Source organism: Acutalibacter sp. LFL-21 (assembly GCF_025630755.1).
In the GTDB taxonomy this organism is placed as follows: domain Bacteria; phylum Bacillota; class Clostridia; order Oscillospirales; family Acutalibacteraceae; genus Acutalibacter; species Acutalibacter stercoravium.
In genome coordinates, this window is the sequence record NZ_JAOTNT010000001.1 from 488459 (window position 1) to 504484 (window position 16026).

The 16026-nt window shown below is 62.7% G+C and carries 12 protein-coding genes; 3 read left to right on the top strand and 9 right to left on the bottom strand.

Annotated features, from left to right (window positions below; genetic code table 11):
- Window positions 1–704: 704 nt before the first annotated feature.
- From ODJ80_RS02115 to ODJ80_RS02135, 5 genes are all read right to left on the bottom strand, one after another.
- A complete protein-coding gene (locus ODJ80_RS02115) occupies window positions 705–1730 on the bottom strand; it encodes an ABC transporter substrate-binding protein (RefSeq protein ID WP_263040702.1) in 1026 nt (341 codons plus the stop codon).
- A 160-nt stretch (window positions 1731–1890) separates the two neighbouring features.
- Window positions 1891–3432, bottom strand: coding sequence for a DUF4340 domain-containing protein (locus ODJ80_RS02120; protein WP_263040703.1), 1542 nt, complete (start codon window positions 3430–3432; stop codon window positions 1891–1893).
- A 4-nt stretch (window positions 3433–3436) separates the two neighbouring features.
- On the bottom strand, window positions 3437–4996 hold the full coding sequence (locus ODJ80_RS02125; RefSeq protein ID WP_263040704.1) for a GldG family protein: 1560 nt from the start codon (window positions 4994–4996) through the stop codon (window positions 3437–3439).
- Window positions 4997–5011: 15 nt separating this feature from the next.
- Window positions 5012–5719, bottom strand: a complete 708-nt coding sequence (locus tag ODJ80_RS02130; RefSeq protein WP_263040705.1) for an ABC transporter permease — start codon at window positions 5717–5719, stop codon at window positions 5012–5014.
- Window positions 5719–6792 (bottom strand): ABC transporter ATP-binding protein, encoded by a 1074-nt coding sequence (locus ODJ80_RS02135; RefSeq protein WP_263040706.1) that lies wholly within the window; start codon window positions 6790–6792, stop codon window positions 5719–5721. The genes ODJ80_RS02130 and ODJ80_RS02135 overlap by 1 nt, the downstream gene beginning before the upstream one ends.
- A 283-nt stretch (window positions 6793–7075) precedes the next feature.
- On the opposite strand from ODJ80_RS02135, the gene ODJ80_RS02140 reads away from it, so the two are divergent.
- From ODJ80_RS02140 to ODJ80_RS02150, 3 genes are read left to right on the top strand one after another with little or no spacing between them, the layout of a single operon-like run.
- Window positions 7076–8362, top strand: a complete 1287-nt coding sequence (locus ODJ80_RS02140) for a DUF1015 domain-containing protein (protein ID WP_263040707.1) — start codon at window positions 7076–7078, stop codon at window positions 8360–8362.
- 45 nt (window positions 8363–8407) lie between these two features.
- A complete protein-coding gene (locus tag ODJ80_RS02145; protein ID WP_263040708.1) occupies window positions 8408–8950 on the top strand; it encodes an NUDIX hydrolase in 543 nt (180 codons plus the stop codon).
- 46 nt (window positions 8951–8996) lie between these two features.
- Window positions 8997–9626 carry a lysozyme inhibitor LprI family protein gene (locus tag ODJ80_RS02150; protein ID WP_263040709.1) on the top strand — a complete coding sequence of 210 codons (630 nt, stop codon included), beginning with the start codon at window positions 8997–8999 and terminating at the stop codon, window positions 9624–9626.
- Between the two features lie 167 nt (window positions 9627–9793).
- Here the strand turns inward: ODJ80_RS02150 and gyrA are convergent, their stop codons facing one another.
- From gyrA to remB, 4 genes are all read right to left on the bottom strand, one after another.
- Window positions 9794–12361, bottom strand: coding sequence for a DNA gyrase subunit A (gyrA, locus tag ODJ80_RS02155; protein WP_263040710.1), 2568 nt, complete (start codon window positions 12359–12361; stop codon window positions 9794–9796).
- A 106-nt stretch (window positions 12362–12467) separates the two neighbouring features.
- Window positions 12468–14438: a DNA topoisomerase (ATP-hydrolyzing) subunit B gene (gene gyrB, locus ODJ80_RS02160; RefSeq protein ID WP_317619851.1), complete on the bottom strand. Its 1971-nt coding sequence runs from the start codon at window positions 14436–14438 to the stop codon at window positions 12468–12470.
- A 262-nt stretch (window positions 14439–14700) separates the two neighbouring features.
- Complete coding sequence (locus ODJ80_RS02165) at window positions 14701–15708, bottom strand: hypothetical protein (protein ID WP_263040711.1); 1008 nt, start codon at window positions 15706–15708, stop codon at window positions 14701–14703.
- A gap of 37 nt (window positions 15709–15745) precedes the next feature.
- Window positions 15746–16021 (bottom strand): extracellular matrix regulator RemB, encoded by a 276-nt coding sequence (remB, locus tag ODJ80_RS02170; RefSeq protein WP_178864276.1) that lies wholly within the window; start codon window positions 16019–16021, stop codon window positions 15746–15748.
- Window positions 16022–16026 lie beyond the last annotated feature (5 nt).

Here is a 16026-nt window from a genome sequence, read left to right on the forward strand (position 1 = left end):
GCGAACGCCGCTTTAGGGCGGCGGGGCTTGTTGAGGATGCTAGATTATAAGCCCGCGCTTGGGTTGGGTGGGAAAACGGCGGTTTTTGGTCCGTGGCCGGTCCAGTGCCTGGGCTCTCAAGCCGCGGTCCTGGTGCCCAGTGGGCACCGTTCAGGACCGGTCTACGTTGCCACTTCGGTCGGTGCTGGGCGTCTGCCACTGGCAGACAGCACCCGAGGCGGCAGCCGAGACCGGCGCTTTAGGGCGCCGGAGTCTCGCGGAAACGGCCGATTTAGCGGCCCGCGCTTTTCCCAGGGTGGGAAACGGTTTTTTCAAGTCCGTGGCCGGACGGGACGAGTCACGGTCCTGGTGCCCAGTGGGCACCGTTCAGGACCGACCGAGGCGGCAGCCGAGACCGGCGCTTAAAGGCGCCGGAGTCTCGCGGAAACGGCCGATTTAGCGGCCCGCGCTTTTCCCAGGGTGGGAAACCGTTTTTTTAAATCCGTGGCCGGACGGGACCGGTCTACGTTGCCACTTCGGTCGGTGCTGGGCGTCTGCCACTGCCAGACAGCACCCGAGGCGAGCCGCCCTTTTGCGGCCCGCCAAGGTGGGTACAGGAAACAGGAAAGGGGCAGCCAGGCCGCGGGGCAGGGGAGAGGGCGGGACACAGCAGGCACAAAAAAGGACCGCCCGGCTGGGCGGTCCTTCCTCCATGCAAGGGAGGCTTATTGGTAGATATAAGCGGCCTGCAGCGTCTCTTCCGGGAAGGAGAGGCTTTCCAGGGCGGAGAGGGTGGTCTGGTTCACAAAGGTCTGGGGGCCGGAGAACGTGTACACCGGCACATCGGCAATGTCCCCGCCCAAAATCAGCTCCACGGCCATATCGGCGGCCTTTTGGCCCATTTCCTGCTGGGTAAATCCCATGGCCGCCAGGGCGCCGGACTCCACAAAGGTGTCGGCCCCGGTGTACCAGGGCAAGCCCGCCGTTTTAGCGGCCTGTGCCACGGCCTCTGCCTGAGAGGCCACCGTGCTGTCCGCCGGGGTGAACACCGCGTCCACCTTGCCCGCCAGAGAGGCCATCACGCTTTCCGCGGTCTGGTCCCCTTCCACGGCAGCTTCCACCGCGGTCAGTCCCTTCTCGGCGCAGTAGGCCTTGGCCCGCTCCACATCCGCCAGGGAATTGGCCTCTGCCGGGTCGTACAGCAGGCCCAGGGAGACCATGTCCGGGTCGGCCTGGAGGGCCAGGTCGATCAGGCTCTCCACCGGTGTGGGAGAGACCGCCCCCGTAATTTTCTCAGAGGGAGCGGCGCCCTCCTCCAAGCCCAGGGTTTCCACATCGCTGACACCGGCGAACACCACCGTCACATCGCTGTCCGCGGCAGCGGAGATGGCCGCCTGGGCCGCCGGGGTGGCAATGGCCACCAGCATGTCCACGCCGTCCTCCACAAAGCCGTCGCAGATCTCCACCGCCTTTGAGGCTTCGCCCCCGGCGTTTTGATAGTCGATCTTCACCATTTCCTCGCCGCAGCCCCACTCCTCCAGGCGGCCCATAAAGGCCTCCCGCAGGCGGTCCAAGGCAGCAGTCTCATTATACTGCACCAGGCCGATGGTATAGGTTTCCTCCTGCACCTGAGAGCTTTCCACCAAGCTGCTGGAGGGCAGGGAAGAGGGCTCCTCCTCGGTAGAGCAGCCCGCCAGCGGAAGCGCCGCCAGTGCCAGGCACAGCAGGGCGCTGCCAATTCGTCTGAACATGCCGTTTTCCCCCTTTTCAAGGCTTTTGGAAAGACAAGGTCCCCGCGCCCCCTTCCAGGGAGAGGCCGCGGGGACCATATCCGCCCGCGCCGGGCCTAAGCTGCCGGGGCGCGGTTCCCGTCTTCTGTTTTTCTCATTAAAGCATACCAGGGGCCCTTTGTCAAGAGGGGGCTCGCTCCTCGGCCAGCGCCTCGTTGGCGTCCAGGGGGGCCAGCTTTTCAATCAGGGCGTCCACCTCTGTCTTGCGCACCAGGCCGTTATAGCCGCCGTTGAGCACGGCCGCGTAGCGGGCGTCCTCGCCCTTCACGGGGCAGAACTCAATCACATCCGGTTCGCTGCCGTCAAAGTACTGGTACTCCACCCGCAGCACCGGGGCTTCCGCGTCATAAGTGGCCTCCTTGGTGGAGAGCACCGCCACGGAAAGCAGCTGCTGGTAGAAGCTCTGGTAGTTCTCATAGGTGATCTCTTCCCCCGCGGCGTTCTGGATGGACAGGTCATAAGAGGTGTTGTCCTCGGTGGACTTCTCCTCGTTGACCGTGCGGGTGGCGTCATAGGCGTACACCATGTCCCCGTCCACCGTCAAGGTCAGGCGGCTGACGTTGGTGATGGTGGGCAGCCAGACAAAGCTCATGCGCATGTCCATCAGGTCAGAGTCCGCCCAGGTGGAGACAGAATCGGCGGTGACTTCATACACCAGCTGGATGTCATCCAGAATCAGGTAGCGGTTGCCGTCCTCATTCTTGGCGCTGACCGCCATGCTGTGCTCCTCGCCGTTCATGTTGAAGGCAATGGTGGCCTCGGGCTCGGCCAGGCCGTACTCCTCCAAGACCTCCTGGGTGCGGCCCACCGCCGCCACAGAGTTGGCCGAAAGGGTCTTCAGGGCGGTGGCCATCTCCGTAAAGGTGTTGGAGCCGGACTCGGCGTACACCGGGGAGGTGATCAGGTAGCTGCTGATTTTCGAGCTGTCATACACAATGGTGATGGGGGCGTCCAAGTGGGTGCCGCCCAGCTCCACGCTGTACAGGATGTCTGTCAGGGTAGCGGTAGAGCTGGAGCCCTCGCTGTCGGTGGTCTCCTCTGTGCGGTCCGCCACGGAATAGAGGGTAGAGGTGTTGATAAAGCTCAGGGAGCTGCCCAGCAGGTAGTTGGAGACCGAAGAGGAGATGTACACCACGCCGTCTATCAGCACATAGCGGCCCGTGGTCTCGCCGGCCTCGTTGCCCACCACAATCTCCTGCGTGGCGCCGTCCTTGTAATGGATGGTGATGGTGCTGGCGCTCTCGCCGGAAAGGCCGAACTGCTCCAGGTTCTCCTGTTCACCCAGGTTCTTGGTGGCCTGCAGGTCCTCCAGGGTCTGCACGCCAGAGGTGATGGAAGAGGTGGCAATGTCAAAGCTCTCCAAGCCCTCCACCGTGAACGTGGTGCTGGAAGAGCTGCTCTCCGAAGAGGAAGACTCTTCGGAAGTGGTGGTCCCCTCTTCCACGGGGACAATGACGAAGCTATCCTCGGTGTTCTCTACCGAGACAGAGGAGAACTCCTCCGCGTCGGTTTCCAAAATGGTCTCTGTGGCGGTGGAAGAAGAGGAAGAGGAAGAGGTCTCCTCCTCCTGGGCGGGCATGGTCAGCAGCAGCGCCGCGGCGCCGCCCACCACCACCACCAGCACCGCCAGCATGATCAATAGCATGCGCAGGTTCTTCTTCATGGGCTTACAGGTGCCTCCTCTTCAGGAAGATGATAAGCCCCGCCGCCAGGATCACCACCGGGATACCGGCAATGAACACAATGCCCAGGGTGTTGATGGTGCCGCGGCTGGCGGTCACATCCAGCACGTTGGTCTGCACCCGCTCGGTGGAGGTGGTCACGCTGCTGGCGTCCGTTCCGGTGATGTACAGCAGCAGGTCGCGCACATAGTCCGCGTCGGAGAAGGCAGTGGTGTTCATAAAGCTGTCGGTAAAGATGACAGAGGAGCCAAACACCATCACGCTGCGGCTGACGTAGGAATCATTCACTTCCACCAGCTTACTGGAAAGGGTGGCCACCACATGGCTGGAGGTTTCGGGGTCGGCGGCCTCCTCTTCGGTGGTGTCCTCTGTAATCACATAGCAAGAGTCGCTGGTGGTCCACAGCTCATAGGTGGAGATGTCGGCGTTGGCCTCGAAGAGCACCTCCAGGGGGGCGCTGTAATAGGAGACCAGCCGGTCATAGCTGTTGTCCCCCAAGATCTCGTCGGTGGGGGTTACCAGCACGCCGGTGGAGTCGGACACCACCATGTTGCCAGAGTCGGTCTCGGCCACCAGGCCGGCCTGGGGAGAGACGCCCCACTCCTCCAAAAAGGCGGTGAGGTTGGGCATCTGCCCCTGGGTGGGATAGCAGGTAACCAGCACGGAAACCGGCTCTTCCCGGCTTTCGTCATTGAGGAAGGTGCGCAGCTTGTCCATCTCCTCCGCAGAGTAGTCCGTGGTGGGGGTGGCAATCATCAGCACCTGGGTGTCCTCGGGGATCTCCTCGGTGAGCATGTCGAAGGTGACCACCTGGAAGTTCTGGCTCTCCATCATGTCCACAAAGCTGGCCATGTTGGAGTTGGAGAGCATCTCGTTGTGGCCGGTGGCAATGGCCAGCACGGGCACGTCGTCCATGTTCACCATCTCCAGTGCAGAGGCCAGGGCGCTGTCCACCATGGAGTAGCTGGCCGTGGCGTAGGTGCTCTGGTCCTGCTCAATGCTGAACATGTCCGAAATGGAGAGCACCCGGTAGCGGTCCTCGGTGCGCACCAGCACCTTGCCGGTGGTCAGGTTGTCGTCGGCATAGTCGCTGATGAACTGGGGGTTGGTGTCCGGGTCCACAAACTCCACGGTGATGTGGGAGTTGGCCTCCGCCAGGCGCCGGGCCAGGTTGGAGACCTGGCTGGACTCGATGCCGTAAGAGGAATAGGTGCTGTAAACGGAGTTGGAATCATAGCCCTCCTCCGTGCCGATCAGGGTGATGGTGGTGTCCTTATCCACGCTTTTCGCAATCTCCATGGCCTGGTCGGAAAGGGTGTTCAGGCCCTGGGCGGTCATGTCGATATCCAAAGAGGGGAACCGGTCCGTCAGGACGGTAACCCCCACGTTGACGGCCACCACAATGGCGATGAACACCACGCTGAGCAGGGTGGACATGCCGCCCCGCTTAAACCGGTTGGAGATGAAGGGGTTCTTCCATTTCCGCTTGGCGGGCTTGCCCTTCTTCTGTTCTACCTGCTTTGTCTCATTCTGTTTCGTTTCCATTGTTTTCTCCCTCCTTTAGCTCCAGCGGCGGCTCTCCACCTTGCGGGCGGTGAGAAAGATGAACACGGCGGCCACGCTTAGGAAGAAGACCACGCTGGAAACGCTGAACAGCCCCTGGGTAAAGGTATTGTAGCGGCTGGTAAAGGAAAGCCATGTAATTACGGAGCTGATAATCTCGTTGGGGATGGCGGCGGCCAGCATGTCCAGGTACATCAAAAATACCGAGACAATGAAGGTGCCGATGGCGGCAATGATCTGGCTCACCGTCAGGCTGGAGATAAACACGCCGATGGCGATGGTGGCGGCCCCATACAGCAGGGCGCCCAGGTAATTGCCAAAGACCTCTCCCCAAGAGGGCTGGGAGAAGGTGCCCATCACCAGGGCCGGCAGAATGCCCCCCAGGGTGGTGGCGATGAAATACACAAACCAGCAGGCGAAAAACTTGCCCAGCACAATGGAGGTGACCCCCACCGGCGCGGTGAGCAGCGCCTGGTCGGTCTTGTTCTTCTGGTCGTCGGTCATGCTGCGCATGGTGATGATGGGAATAATCATCATGCTGAAAGTGAACATGTAGGCGAACACCTCGGGGATAAGCCCGGAGGTGCTGCTGTACATGGCTTGATAGTAGAAGAAGCCGTACAGGGCCGTCAGCACGGCCACGAACACATAGCCCACAGGGGAGCTGAAATAAGAGCGCAGCTCCCGTTTAAAAATGGCTTTCATCAGGCTTCCCCTCCTTTCTCAGAATCCTCATCCGTTTCCGGCGCCAAGTCCTGGTCCTGGTCCCCGTCCAGCTCCAGATCCTGGTCGGGGTCCAGCTGGGGGGCCGCCGGCTCCCCATCCTCCTGCGGAGAGAGCTGGGCGGCGTCGGTGCTGGTCAGCTGCAGGAACAGGTCCTCCAGGGTCAGGTCGGTGTTGCGCAGGGCCAGCATGGGCCAGCCCTTACGGGCCATCAGGGCAAACACATCCCGGCGGATGTCCTTATCCGGGGTGGATTCCACGCTCAGCTCATAGATGCCGCTCTCCTTTTCGCCCAGAGAGTAGGCGTCCACCACGCCGGGCACGTTCAGCAGGGCGTGGACCATCTCCTTTTCGGGGCCCTCTGCCCGCAGGATCAGCCGGTGGTCGGGAGAGAGGTCGTGGGCCAGGGTGTCAGTGGCGCCGTCGGCCACAATACGGCCGTTGTTGATGACAATGATGCGCTCGCACACGGCCTGCACCTCGGGCAGGATGTGGGAGCTGAGGATGACCGTGTGGTTGCGGCCCAGGTTTTTGATGAGGGTGCGGATCTCGATGATCTGCTTGGGGTCCAGGCCCACGGTGGGCTCGTCCAGAATGAGCACCGGGGGGTTGCCGATCAGCGCCTGGGCAATGCCCACGCGCTGCTTATAGCCCTTGGAGAGGTTGCCGATGAGCCGGTTGTACACGTTTTCGATCTTCACCAGCTGGCAGATCTCCTTCAGGTGCTTCTCCCGGGGGAGCTTGGCTTTCTTCAGCTCATACATGAAGTTCAGGTACTCTTTCACCGTCATATCCATGTACAGGGGCGGCAGCTCCGGCAGGTAGCCGATCATCTTCTTGACCTCGTTGGGTTCCTCCAGGGTGTTCTTTCCAGAGACCGTCACCTCGCCGGAGGTGGCGGAGAGGTAGCCCGTGATGATGTTCATTGCGGTGGATTTACCAGCGCCATTGGGCCCTAAGAACCCTACGATGGTACCCTCCTCAATCTTAAAGCTCACGCGATCCAGCGCCAGGTTCTGCCCATAGCGCTTGGTGAGGTTCTTGACCTCTATCATGTCCGTGATTCCTCCTGTTTCCGTCTTTTCGGCACGTCCTTCCCCCGCAGGGAGGGCGGGCACGCCGTTAACTTTACCATAGTACCGCAAAATCTCTTGATTTGCAAGAGTTTTCCCCCGCGGCGCCGTGATTTTTCATAATTTTAGCCCGTTTTTGTGAACGCAGCGTGACGCCGGGGTGACGCTTTGGACCATTCTGGGCCATTTTCTCCGTTCCGCGGTTGACGCAGGGATTCCAAATGCCGTAAAATAGAGAAAACGATCTGGAAAGGAAGGGAACTCTATGGCAGAAATCCGCCCCCTGCGGGCCCTGCGCTACAACCTGGAAAAAGCGGGCCCCATTGAAAACCTCACCTGCCCGCCCTATGACATCATCAGCCCGGACCAGCGCCGGGAGCTGCTCTCCCGCAGCGGCTACAACCTCATCCGCCTGGAGCTCCCCCAAGAGGGGAAGAACCCCTACCAGGAGGCCGCCCACACCCTGAACCTCTGGCGCTCAGAGGGGGTCCTTCAGCTGGACTTGGAAGAGGGGATGTACCTCTACGAGGAGGAGTTCCTCTCTCAGGTGGACCGGGGGGACCGCCGCAGCGTGCTGGGCCTGGTGTGCCGGGTGCGGCTGGAGGACTTTGCCAACGGGGTGGTGCTCCCCCACGAGGAGACCCTCTCCAAGGCCAAAGAGGACCGGTTCCAGCTGCTTTCCGCCACCCGGTGCAACTTCAGCTCCATCTACTCCCTCTACCGCGACGAGGGGGGCCTCACCCGCCAGCGCCTCTTAAACCTGAAAAACACCTGCCCGCCCCGGTATGAGTTCTCCGACGGCCTGGTGACCCACCGGCTGTGGGTGGTCAACGACCCGGTGGCCATCCAGGCCCTGCGGGAGGACTTTGCCGGGCGCAAGCTGTACATCGCCGACGGGCACCACCGCTATGAGACCGGCCTGCGCTACCGGGACGCCCTGCGGGAGCAGGGGGCTTACCTGCCCGGCAGCGAGTACATCCTGATGACCCTGACGGACATGGAGGACCCGGGCCTGACGGTGTTCCCCACCCACCGGCTGGTGCGGGGGCTGGAGGGCTTTGACGAGGCGGCCCTGCTTTCCGCCTGCCAGGAGGACTTCTCCCTGGCCCCCTGCAAGACCCGCCAGGAAAGCCTGGCCGCCCTGGAGGAGGCCTACCGTGAGGGGCAGCACGCCTTTGCCCTGTACAGCGGCCGTGGGTGGACGGTGCTCACCCTGAAGGACCCGGCGGTGATGGAGGCCCTGCTGCCGGGCACCAGCCCCGCCTACCGCACCCTGGACGTTTCCATCCTCCACAGCCTGGTGCTGGAGCGCCTGCTGGGCATTGACAAGGAGAACATGGCCAGCCAGAAGAACCTGACCTACACCCGCTCCGCGGAGGAGGCCCAGCGCTCTGTGGACCAGGGGGAGAGCCAGTGCTGCTTCCTTTTGAACCCCACCCGGGTGGAGGAGATCGGCCAGGTGGCCCAAAACGGGGAGAAGATGCCCCAGAAGTCCACCTATTTTTACCCCAAGCTCATCACCGGGCTGGTTGTCAACTCCCTGGAGGACTGACCCCCCCAGCCCGCGCCAATGCTGAAAAAAGGAGTCGTTGCCTGTATGAACGAGAAAACACTGAAGGACACCACTGTATTCGACGGCCATCTCATCCGGGTCCATGTGGACGACGTGGAGCTGGACAACGGCCAGACCGCCAAGCGGGAGATTGTGGACCACCCCGGCGGGGTGAGCGTGGCGGTGCTGACGGCGGAAAACGAGCTGCTGTTTGTCAAACAGTTCCGCTGCCCCTACAAGGAGGTGCTGATGGAGCTGCCCGCGGGCAAGCTGGAAAAGGGGGAGGACCCCTTCGAGGCCATGAAGCGGGAACAGCGGGAGGAAACCGGCACCACCGGCAAGGACTATGTCTTTTTGGGGAACCTGTACCCCACCCCCGGCTACTGCGGGGAGATCATCCGCCTGTGGGCCTGCCGGGTGGACCAGGAGACCGGCCAGCTGGACCTGGACCCGGACGAGTTCCTCCAACCCCTGCGGGTGCCCCTTGACAAAGCCGTGGAAATGGTGTTAAATAACGAAATCCCCGACAGCAAAACCCAGGTCGGGGTGCTGAAGACCGCCGCTCTGGTGCACAAGGGCCTTCTGTGACACCTGCGGCGGCGGGAAAACCCTGTGGCAGAAAGGAGAGACCCCTATGAAACCCTTTATCCGCCTTGCCTGCCTGGCCCTGTGCGCTGGGCTGCTGCTGGCCGCCAGCGCCTGTTCCCGGAAGGAGGCCCCCAGCTCTTCTCAGGCTTCCACCGTTTCCGAAAGTTCTGTGGAAAACGAAGCCACGTCTACGCCGGAGCCCACAGAAGCTCCCACTCCGGAACCTTCCACACCCACCCCGGCGCCCACGCCTTCGCCAGAGCCGGAGAGCTCCCCGGCCGCGGGGGACTTTGAAGCCGCCTTTGCGGACAACCCCATTGACGCCCAGCTGGAAGAGGACCTCTCTTTCGCCTCCTCCAACGTCTTGATCCAGCAGGCCTACAGCAGCGCGGTGGCCCGCTGGGAGACCCTGATCCAGACCGCCTACGCCCAGGCGGAAGAGGACCTCTCTCCTGAGGGGTTCTCCACCCTGCAGGCGGAGCAGGAGGCCTGGGAGCAGGGCCGGGAGGCCAGCGTCCAGTCCCTACGCACCCAGAACAGCGATGACCCCTTGGCGGCCGCCCGGGCCATCGCCGAGTTTTACCGCGCCCGGGGCCAGGAGCTGTGCAAGGCCATCTACGATGCCACCGGCCAGCTGCCCGCTTTCCCGGAGACAGACGGCGGCCCCCAGGGCTAAATCCCTGTATTTCCCACCCCGGGAAAAGCGCGGGCCGCTTGTCCGCCGCCTCCCGCAAACTCCGCCGCCCTAAAGCGGCGTTCGCGACTTGTCCCGTCCGGTCACGGACCGATGAAAAAAGCTCCCCCAGCTGGGGGAGCTTTTTTGCTGCCGTTTTCCACAGGCTTTTACTCTTCTGTGGAGTCTTCGCCCTCTTCCTGGGAGAAGGTCTCGGGCTCTTCGGGCAGGTCCTCGCCCTCGTCGGCGGTGCCGTCGTCCTCAATCTCCACGTCGTCCACCTCGTCCTCCTCGTGGGGGACCCGGGCCAAGGTGGCCACCCGGCTGCCCTCCTGGACCTTCATCACCCGCACGCCCTTGCTGGGACGGGCGCACACCCGCACGCTGCTTGCGGCAATGCGGATGATGACCCCGTCCTCGCTGATGAGGATGATGTCGTCGTCCATGTCCACCACCTTGATGGCGGCAACAAAGCCGAACTTCTCGGTGTGGTAATTCAGCAGGCCCTTGCCGCCCCGCTTCTGCACCCGGTAGTTTTCCGCCGGGGAGAGGCGGCCAAAGCCTGTTTCTGTCACGGTGAGCACCAGGCCGCCCTCCCGCAGGATGGACATGCCCACAATGCAGTCGCCCTCCTCCAGCTTCATCACCCGGACGCCCCGGGCGGTGCGGGAGAGCTCTCGGATATCCGTCTCGTGGAAGCGGATGGCCATGCCCCGCTTGGTGGCCACAATCAAGTCGTCGCTGCCGCTGGTGATGCGCACCCAGCTGAGGCTGTCCCCCTCGTCCAGGTCAATGGCGATAAGGCCGCCCTTCCGGGCCGTGTTATAGGCGGAGAGCTTGGTGCGCTTGATCACGCCGTTTTTCGTCACCATCACCAGGTAGCGGTCCTCGTCGAACTCCGTCACCCGGATCATGGAGCTGATCTTCTCCTCGGGCTGCAGGGGCAGCAGGTTTTTGATGTTCATGCCCCGGCTGTTCCGAGAGCCCTCGGGGATTTCATAGCACTTGAGCTTATAGACCCGCCCCAGGGTGGAGAAGAACATCACATAGTCGTGGCTGCCGGTGACGAAGATCTCGGTGGCCACGTCCTCGTCCCGGCGGTTCATGCCGTTTACGCCCCGGCCGCCCCGCTTCTGCTGGTGGTAGTCGTCGGCCTTCTGGCGCTTTACATAGCCGAAATTGGTCATGGTGAGGACGCACTCCTCCACGGGGATCAGGTCCTCGATGTCCACCTCGCCGCTGACGGCGGCGATCTCCGTGCGGCGCTCGTCAGAGAACTTCCGCTTCATCTCCTGGGCCTCGTCCTTGACGATGGCCAGCCGCCGGCCCTCGCTCTGCAGGATCTCGTTGAAGTCGGCAATGTGGGCGTGCAGCTCGGCCAGCTCGTTTTCAATCTTCAAAATTTCCAGCCCTGCCAGCTGCCCCAGCTGGAACTTGCAGATGGCGTCGGCCTGCAGGTCGTCAAAGCCGAAGTGCTCCATCAGCGCGGCCTTGGCCTCGGGCCGGCCGCCCTTGCAGGCCCGGATGGTGGCGATAATCTCGTCCACAATGTCGATGGCCCTTTTCAGGCCCTCCAGGATATGGGCCCGGTCCTGGGCCTTTTTCAGGTCGAACTGGGTGCGGCGGGTGATGACCTCCATCTGGAACTTGATGTACTCCTCCAGAATCTGCCGCAGGTTTAAAAGCTTGGGCTCCCCGTTCACAATGGCCAGCATGATGACGCCAAAGGTGGTCTGCATCTGGGTGAAGGTGAACAGGTGGTTTAAGACGATCTGGGGGGAGGCGTCCCGCTTCACGTCGATGACGATGTGCATACCGTTGCGGTCCGAGTGGTCGTCGATGTTGGAAATGCCCTCGATGCGCTTGTCCTTCACCAGGTCGGCGATGCTCTCGATCAGGTGGGCCTTGTTCACCTGGTAGGGCAGCTCGGTGACGATGATCTTCGAGCGGCCGGTCCGCTCGTTCTCCTCGATCTCTGCCCGTGCCCGCACAGTGATGCGGCCCCGGCCGGTGGCGTAGGCGGCCCGGATACCGCTGCGGCCCATGACAATGCCCCCGGTGGGGAAGTCCGGGCCTTTGATGTGCTCCATCAGCTCCTCCAGAGTGGCCTCTGGGTTGTCGATGAGGCAGCACATGCCGTCGATGACCTCTCCCATGTTGTGGGGCGGGATGTTGGTGGCCATGCCCACGGCAATGCCCGTGGAGCCGTTGACCAGGATGTTGGGGAAGTGGCTGGGCAGCACCGTGGGCTCTTTCAGGCGGTCATCGTAGTTCGGCTGAAAATCCACCGTCTCCTTGTCGATGTCCTTGAGCATCTCCACAGAGAGCTTGTTCATCCGGGCCTCGGTGTACCGGTAGGCGGCGGGGGGGTCGCCGTCGATAGAGCCGAAGTTGCCGTGGCCGTCCACCAGCATATAGCGCATGGAGAAGTCCTGGGCCAGGCGCACCATGGCGTCGTAAACAGAAGCGTCGCCGTGGGGGTGGTAGCGCCCCAGCACAGAACCCACCGTGTCGGCGCACTTGCGGTAGGCCTTCTCCGGCCACAGGGTGTTCTCATACATGGTGTAAAGGATGCGCCGGTGCACCGGCTTTAAGCCGTCCCGCACGTCGGGCAGGGCCCGCTGCACGATGACGGACATGGAGTAATCCAGAAAGGACTGCTCCATCTCCTTGGTCAGATTGATGGGGATGATCTTTCCCACAGGTTCTTCCTGAATCGGGGGGGTATTTTGATCCATGGGTACTTACTGCCTTTCTCCAGGCCGCGCCTGGAACTTTATCGCTTACATTGCACAAGCGGTTTAAACGATGTGGAAAACAAGCGCCCCAAAAACGGGGCCTTGCTTAAACGTCCCAATTGGCCTCTTTGGCCCGCTTCATAATGAAGTCCCGGCGGGGCTCTACCTTATCGCCCATCAGCACGGTGAAGACCTCGTCCGCCTCGATGGCGTCCTCCACCTCCACCCGGCGCATGGTGCGGGTCTCTGGGTTCATGGTGGTCTCCCACAGCTGCTCGCTGTCCATCTCGCCCAGGCCCTTGTAGCGCTGAATCTCATATCCGCTGCCCAGCTCGGCCATAATCTGGTCCCGCTGGGGGTCAGAGAAGGCGTAGTAGTGGCGCTTGCCCTTGGTAATGCGGAACAGGGGGGGCTGGGCCAGGTACACATGGCCCTCCTCCACCAGAGGCCGCATAAAGCGGAAGAAGAAGGTTAAAAGCAGGGTGCGGATGTGGGAGCCGTCCACGTCGGCATCGGCCATGATGATGATTTTGCCGTAGCGCAGCTTGGAGAGGTCAAAGTCCTCCCCAATGCCGGTGCCCAGGGCCATCACCACGGGCATCAGCTTTTCGTTGGAGTAGACCTTGTCCAGCCGTGCCTTCTCCACGTTGAGCATCTTGCCCCACAGGGGCAGGATGGCCTGGAACTTCCGGTCCCGCCCGCCCTTGGCGGAGCCTCCGGCGGAGTCGCCCTCCACGATGTAGATTTCGGTCTCCTCCACGTCGCGGCTCTGGCAGTCGGCCAGCTTGCCGGGCAGGGTGGTGCTCTCCAGGGCGTTCTTGCGGCGGGCCAGGTCCCGGGCTTTCCGGGCGGCTTCCCGCGCGCGGGAGGCGGACAGCGCCTTGTCAAAAATGGTGCGGGCGGTGGCGGGGTTCTCCTCCAGGTAGGTCATCATATTCTTGTACACCAGAGAGCTGACCAGGGAGCTGATCTCCGTGTTGCCCAGCTTAGCCTTGGTCTGGCCCTCGAACTGGGCCTCCTTCAGCTTCACGCTGATGATGCAGGTCAGGCCCTCCCGCACGTCCTCGCCGGAGAGGTTCTTGTCGTTCTCCTTGAGGATGTTGTACTTGCGGGCGTAATCGTTCATCACCCGGGTTAAGGAGCGCTTAAAGCCGTCCTCGTGGGTGCCGCCGTCGGTGGTGTGGATGTTGTTGGCAAAGCTGAGGATCTGCTCCTGGTAACTGTCCGTGTACTGCATGGCAATCTCCGCCGTGGAGTTGCCGTCCTCCGCCGCCGCGGCGAAGTGGATCACGTCCGGGTGGATGACGTCCGCAGACTTGGTGGTGTTGATGTACTCCACAAAGGAGCTGACGCCGCCCTCATAGCAGTAGGTGTTGGCGTAGGGGATTTCCCGGTCCTGCTCGCTTTCGGGCCGGTCCTCCGGGGGGCGCTGGTCGGTGAGCTGGATGTTTACCCCGGCATTGAGGAAAGCCTGCTCCCGCAGGCGCTTTTGCAGCACGTCATACTCGTAAACCGTGGTCTCCTTAAAGATCTCCGGGTCCGCCTGGAAGCGCACCACGGTGCCCCGGGTGCGGCCCTCCGGGGCGGGGCCGCGGTTTTCCAGCTCTGTCACGGCCTTGCCCCGCTCGAACCGCTGGAAGTACAGGGTGCCCTCAGAGACCACCTCCACCTCCAGCCAGGTGGACAGGGCGTTCACCACAGAGGCGCCCACGCCGTGCAGGCCGCCCGAAACCTTGTAGCTGCCCCCGCCGAACTTGCCGCCCGCGTGGAGGATGGTGAACACCACGGTCACGGCGGGCAGGCCCGTCTTGTGCTGCACCCCCACGGGGATGCCCCGGCCGTTGTCCGAGACATAGACCACGTTCCCCGGCAGCAGGCGCACGTCGATCTTGTCGCAGAAGCCCGCCAGGGCCTCGTCGATGGCGTTGTCCACAATCTCATACACCAGGTGGTGCAGGCCCCGGGGGCCGGTGGAGCCGATATACATGCCGGGCCGCTTGCGCACCGCCTCCAAGCCCTCCAAGACTTGGATCTGGTCGCCGTCATATGCCTTTTCGGCCTTTGTCATGTCCGTCATTTCGTTGATATCCAAGCAAGAACCCTCCTAAAAGGAACGCGCCGGCTCCCGCCGAGGCAGGGCGCAGAACACCCAGCCCCCGCGGGAAATGGGGCTTTCTGAATTCGGTTTCGCATCTTACGCGTTGAAAATACTCTATATTAGTATAGCAGATTTTTTCCTTTTTGTAAACATGGACTCCCGCAAAACCCGCCGGGAAAAACCGCCCGGAAAACCCCGTTCCCCTGGGGCCTTCCGGGCGGAAAGCTGGCGGCATTCCCCTTTATTGAGAGTCCTGCTGCTCCTGCAGCTCTTTCAAGCGGCGCTCAATGTACGCCGGGTCGTTATATTTGGCAAAAAAGTCCTCGTTCGAGACGGGCAGCTCCACATCCCCCACCACGCGGGAGGCCTTCCGGGGCTCCTGCACAGGGGCCCGCCGGGGCGCTTCCCGCACAGGGGCCTCCTGGGCAGGGGCGGCTGCTGCTGGGCGCCGGACCGGCTGCGGCGGCTGGGCCGCCGGTACGGGGGCCTGAGGCCGGGAAACGGGCGCGGGCTGCTTTCCCGGCACGGGGGCCGGGGCCCGCTGTTCCTGCTCAGGAGCAGAGGCTACCCGCTGGCGCACAGGGGCCTCTCCCTGTGGGGGCGCGGAACGGCGGGCCGCCCCTTGGGCGGTCTGCTGGGCGGCCTGGCGGCGCTGGGCCGCGGGGCTTTGGGGGGCAGGGGCCGGCCGGCGGCGGGGCGGCTGCTGGCTGGGGGGCAGCACAGTGGTGCGCTGCACGTTCTCCCGCACTGCCCGGGGCGAGGGAGCCTCCTTGGGGGGAAGGGTAGGCTGGTGCTGGGGCCCCGCCACCTGCTGGCCCCGGGGCAGGCTCTCATACTCTCCCGAGGGGGCGGGGCGGCGGGAACGGCTGGGCCGGGGCTCCGGCGGCGGGGCGGCGGGAGCCTGGCGCTTTTTCCGGCCTTTTTCCTCCCGGGGCACCTTTTTAATCACGGGCTTGGCCAGGTAAACCATGAAAAGGCTCAACAGGAAAAAGACCGCAAAGGGGATAAGGACCTGCAGGCAGGTGGTCAAATCCACGTCATCCAGGATAAAACGGTGGAAAAAGTACACCGCGCCGCCGCAGAACACGGCCAGCAGGGCGAACACATAGACCAGGGGAGAAAGGAAAATGTTGGAGATGCCGCCGCAGCGGGGGCACCGGTACTCGCCCTGGCGCTTTAAGGACCAGGTGCGGATCAGGTTCACCCGCTTTTTGCAGTAGGGGCATCGGGGAACTCCAAAATACTGCATAGAAAACCAGCCTTTCTTTGGGTTTGTTGGGTGGGGCTCACTGCCCGCTGAAAACCGCCTCTGGCTTGCCAGAGGCCCGGCGCAGCAGGGTGGCCGTGGACAGCTGGGAGATGTAGACGGTCTCCCGGCCGTTATGGACACAGACGATAAAGGACTTGGGCAGCTCCATAGAGACATTTACCACCCGGCCCTCCTTTTGGGCTTTGGAGAGAAACGAACGGGTGTGGCGGGAAATGGTGGAGTTGTCCATGTCGAACACACCCACAATGTCCCGTTGGTTCACAATGGTGTCCTGCCCCAAATGCAGATACATGGCGC

Coding starts and splice junctions, on each gene's coding strand:
- ODJ80_RS02115 (WP_263040702.1), bottom strand. CDS start 1,730: ATGTTCAGACGAATTGGCAGCGCCCTGCTGTGCCTGGCACTGGCGGCG.
- ODJ80_RS02120 (WP_263040703.1), bottom strand. CDS start 3,432: ATGAAGAAGAACCTGCGCATGCTATTGATCATGCTGGCGGTGCTGGTG.
- ODJ80_RS02125 (WP_263040704.1), bottom strand. CDS start 4,996: ATGGAAACGAAACAGAATGAGACAAAGCAGGTAGAACAGAAGAAGGGC.
- ODJ80_RS02130 (WP_263040705.1), bottom strand. CDS start 5,719: ATGAAAGCCATTTTTAAACGGGAGCTGCGCTCTTATTTCAGCTCCCCT.
- ODJ80_RS02135 (WP_263040706.1), bottom strand. CDS start 6,792: ATGATAGAGGTCAAGAACCTCACCAAGCGCTATGGGCAGAACCTGGCG.
- ODJ80_RS02140 (WP_263040707.1), top strand. CDS start 7,076: ATGGCAGAAATCCGCCCCCTGCGGGCCCTGCGCTACAACCTGGAAAAA.
- ODJ80_RS02145 (WP_263040708.1), top strand. CDS start 8,408: ATGAACGAGAAAACACTGAAGGACACCACTGTATTCGACGGCCATCTC.
- ODJ80_RS02150 (WP_263040709.1), top strand. CDS start 8,997: ATGAAACCCTTTATCCGCCTTGCCTGCCTGGCCCTGTGCGCTGGGCTG.
- gyrA (WP_263040710.1), bottom strand. CDS start 12,361: ATGGATCAAAATACCCCCCCGATTCAGGAAGAACCTGTGGGAAAGATC.
- gyrB (WP_317619851.1), bottom strand. CDS start 14,438: ATGACGGACATGACAAAGGCCGAAAAGGCATATGACGGCGACCAGATC.
- ODJ80_RS02165 (WP_263040711.1), bottom strand. CDS start 15,708: ATGCAGTATTTTGGAGTTCCCCGATGCCCCTACTGCAAAAAGCGGGTG.
- remB (WP_178864276.1), bottom strand. CDS start 16,021: ATGTATCTGCATTTGGGGCAGGACACCATTGTGAACCAACGGGACATT.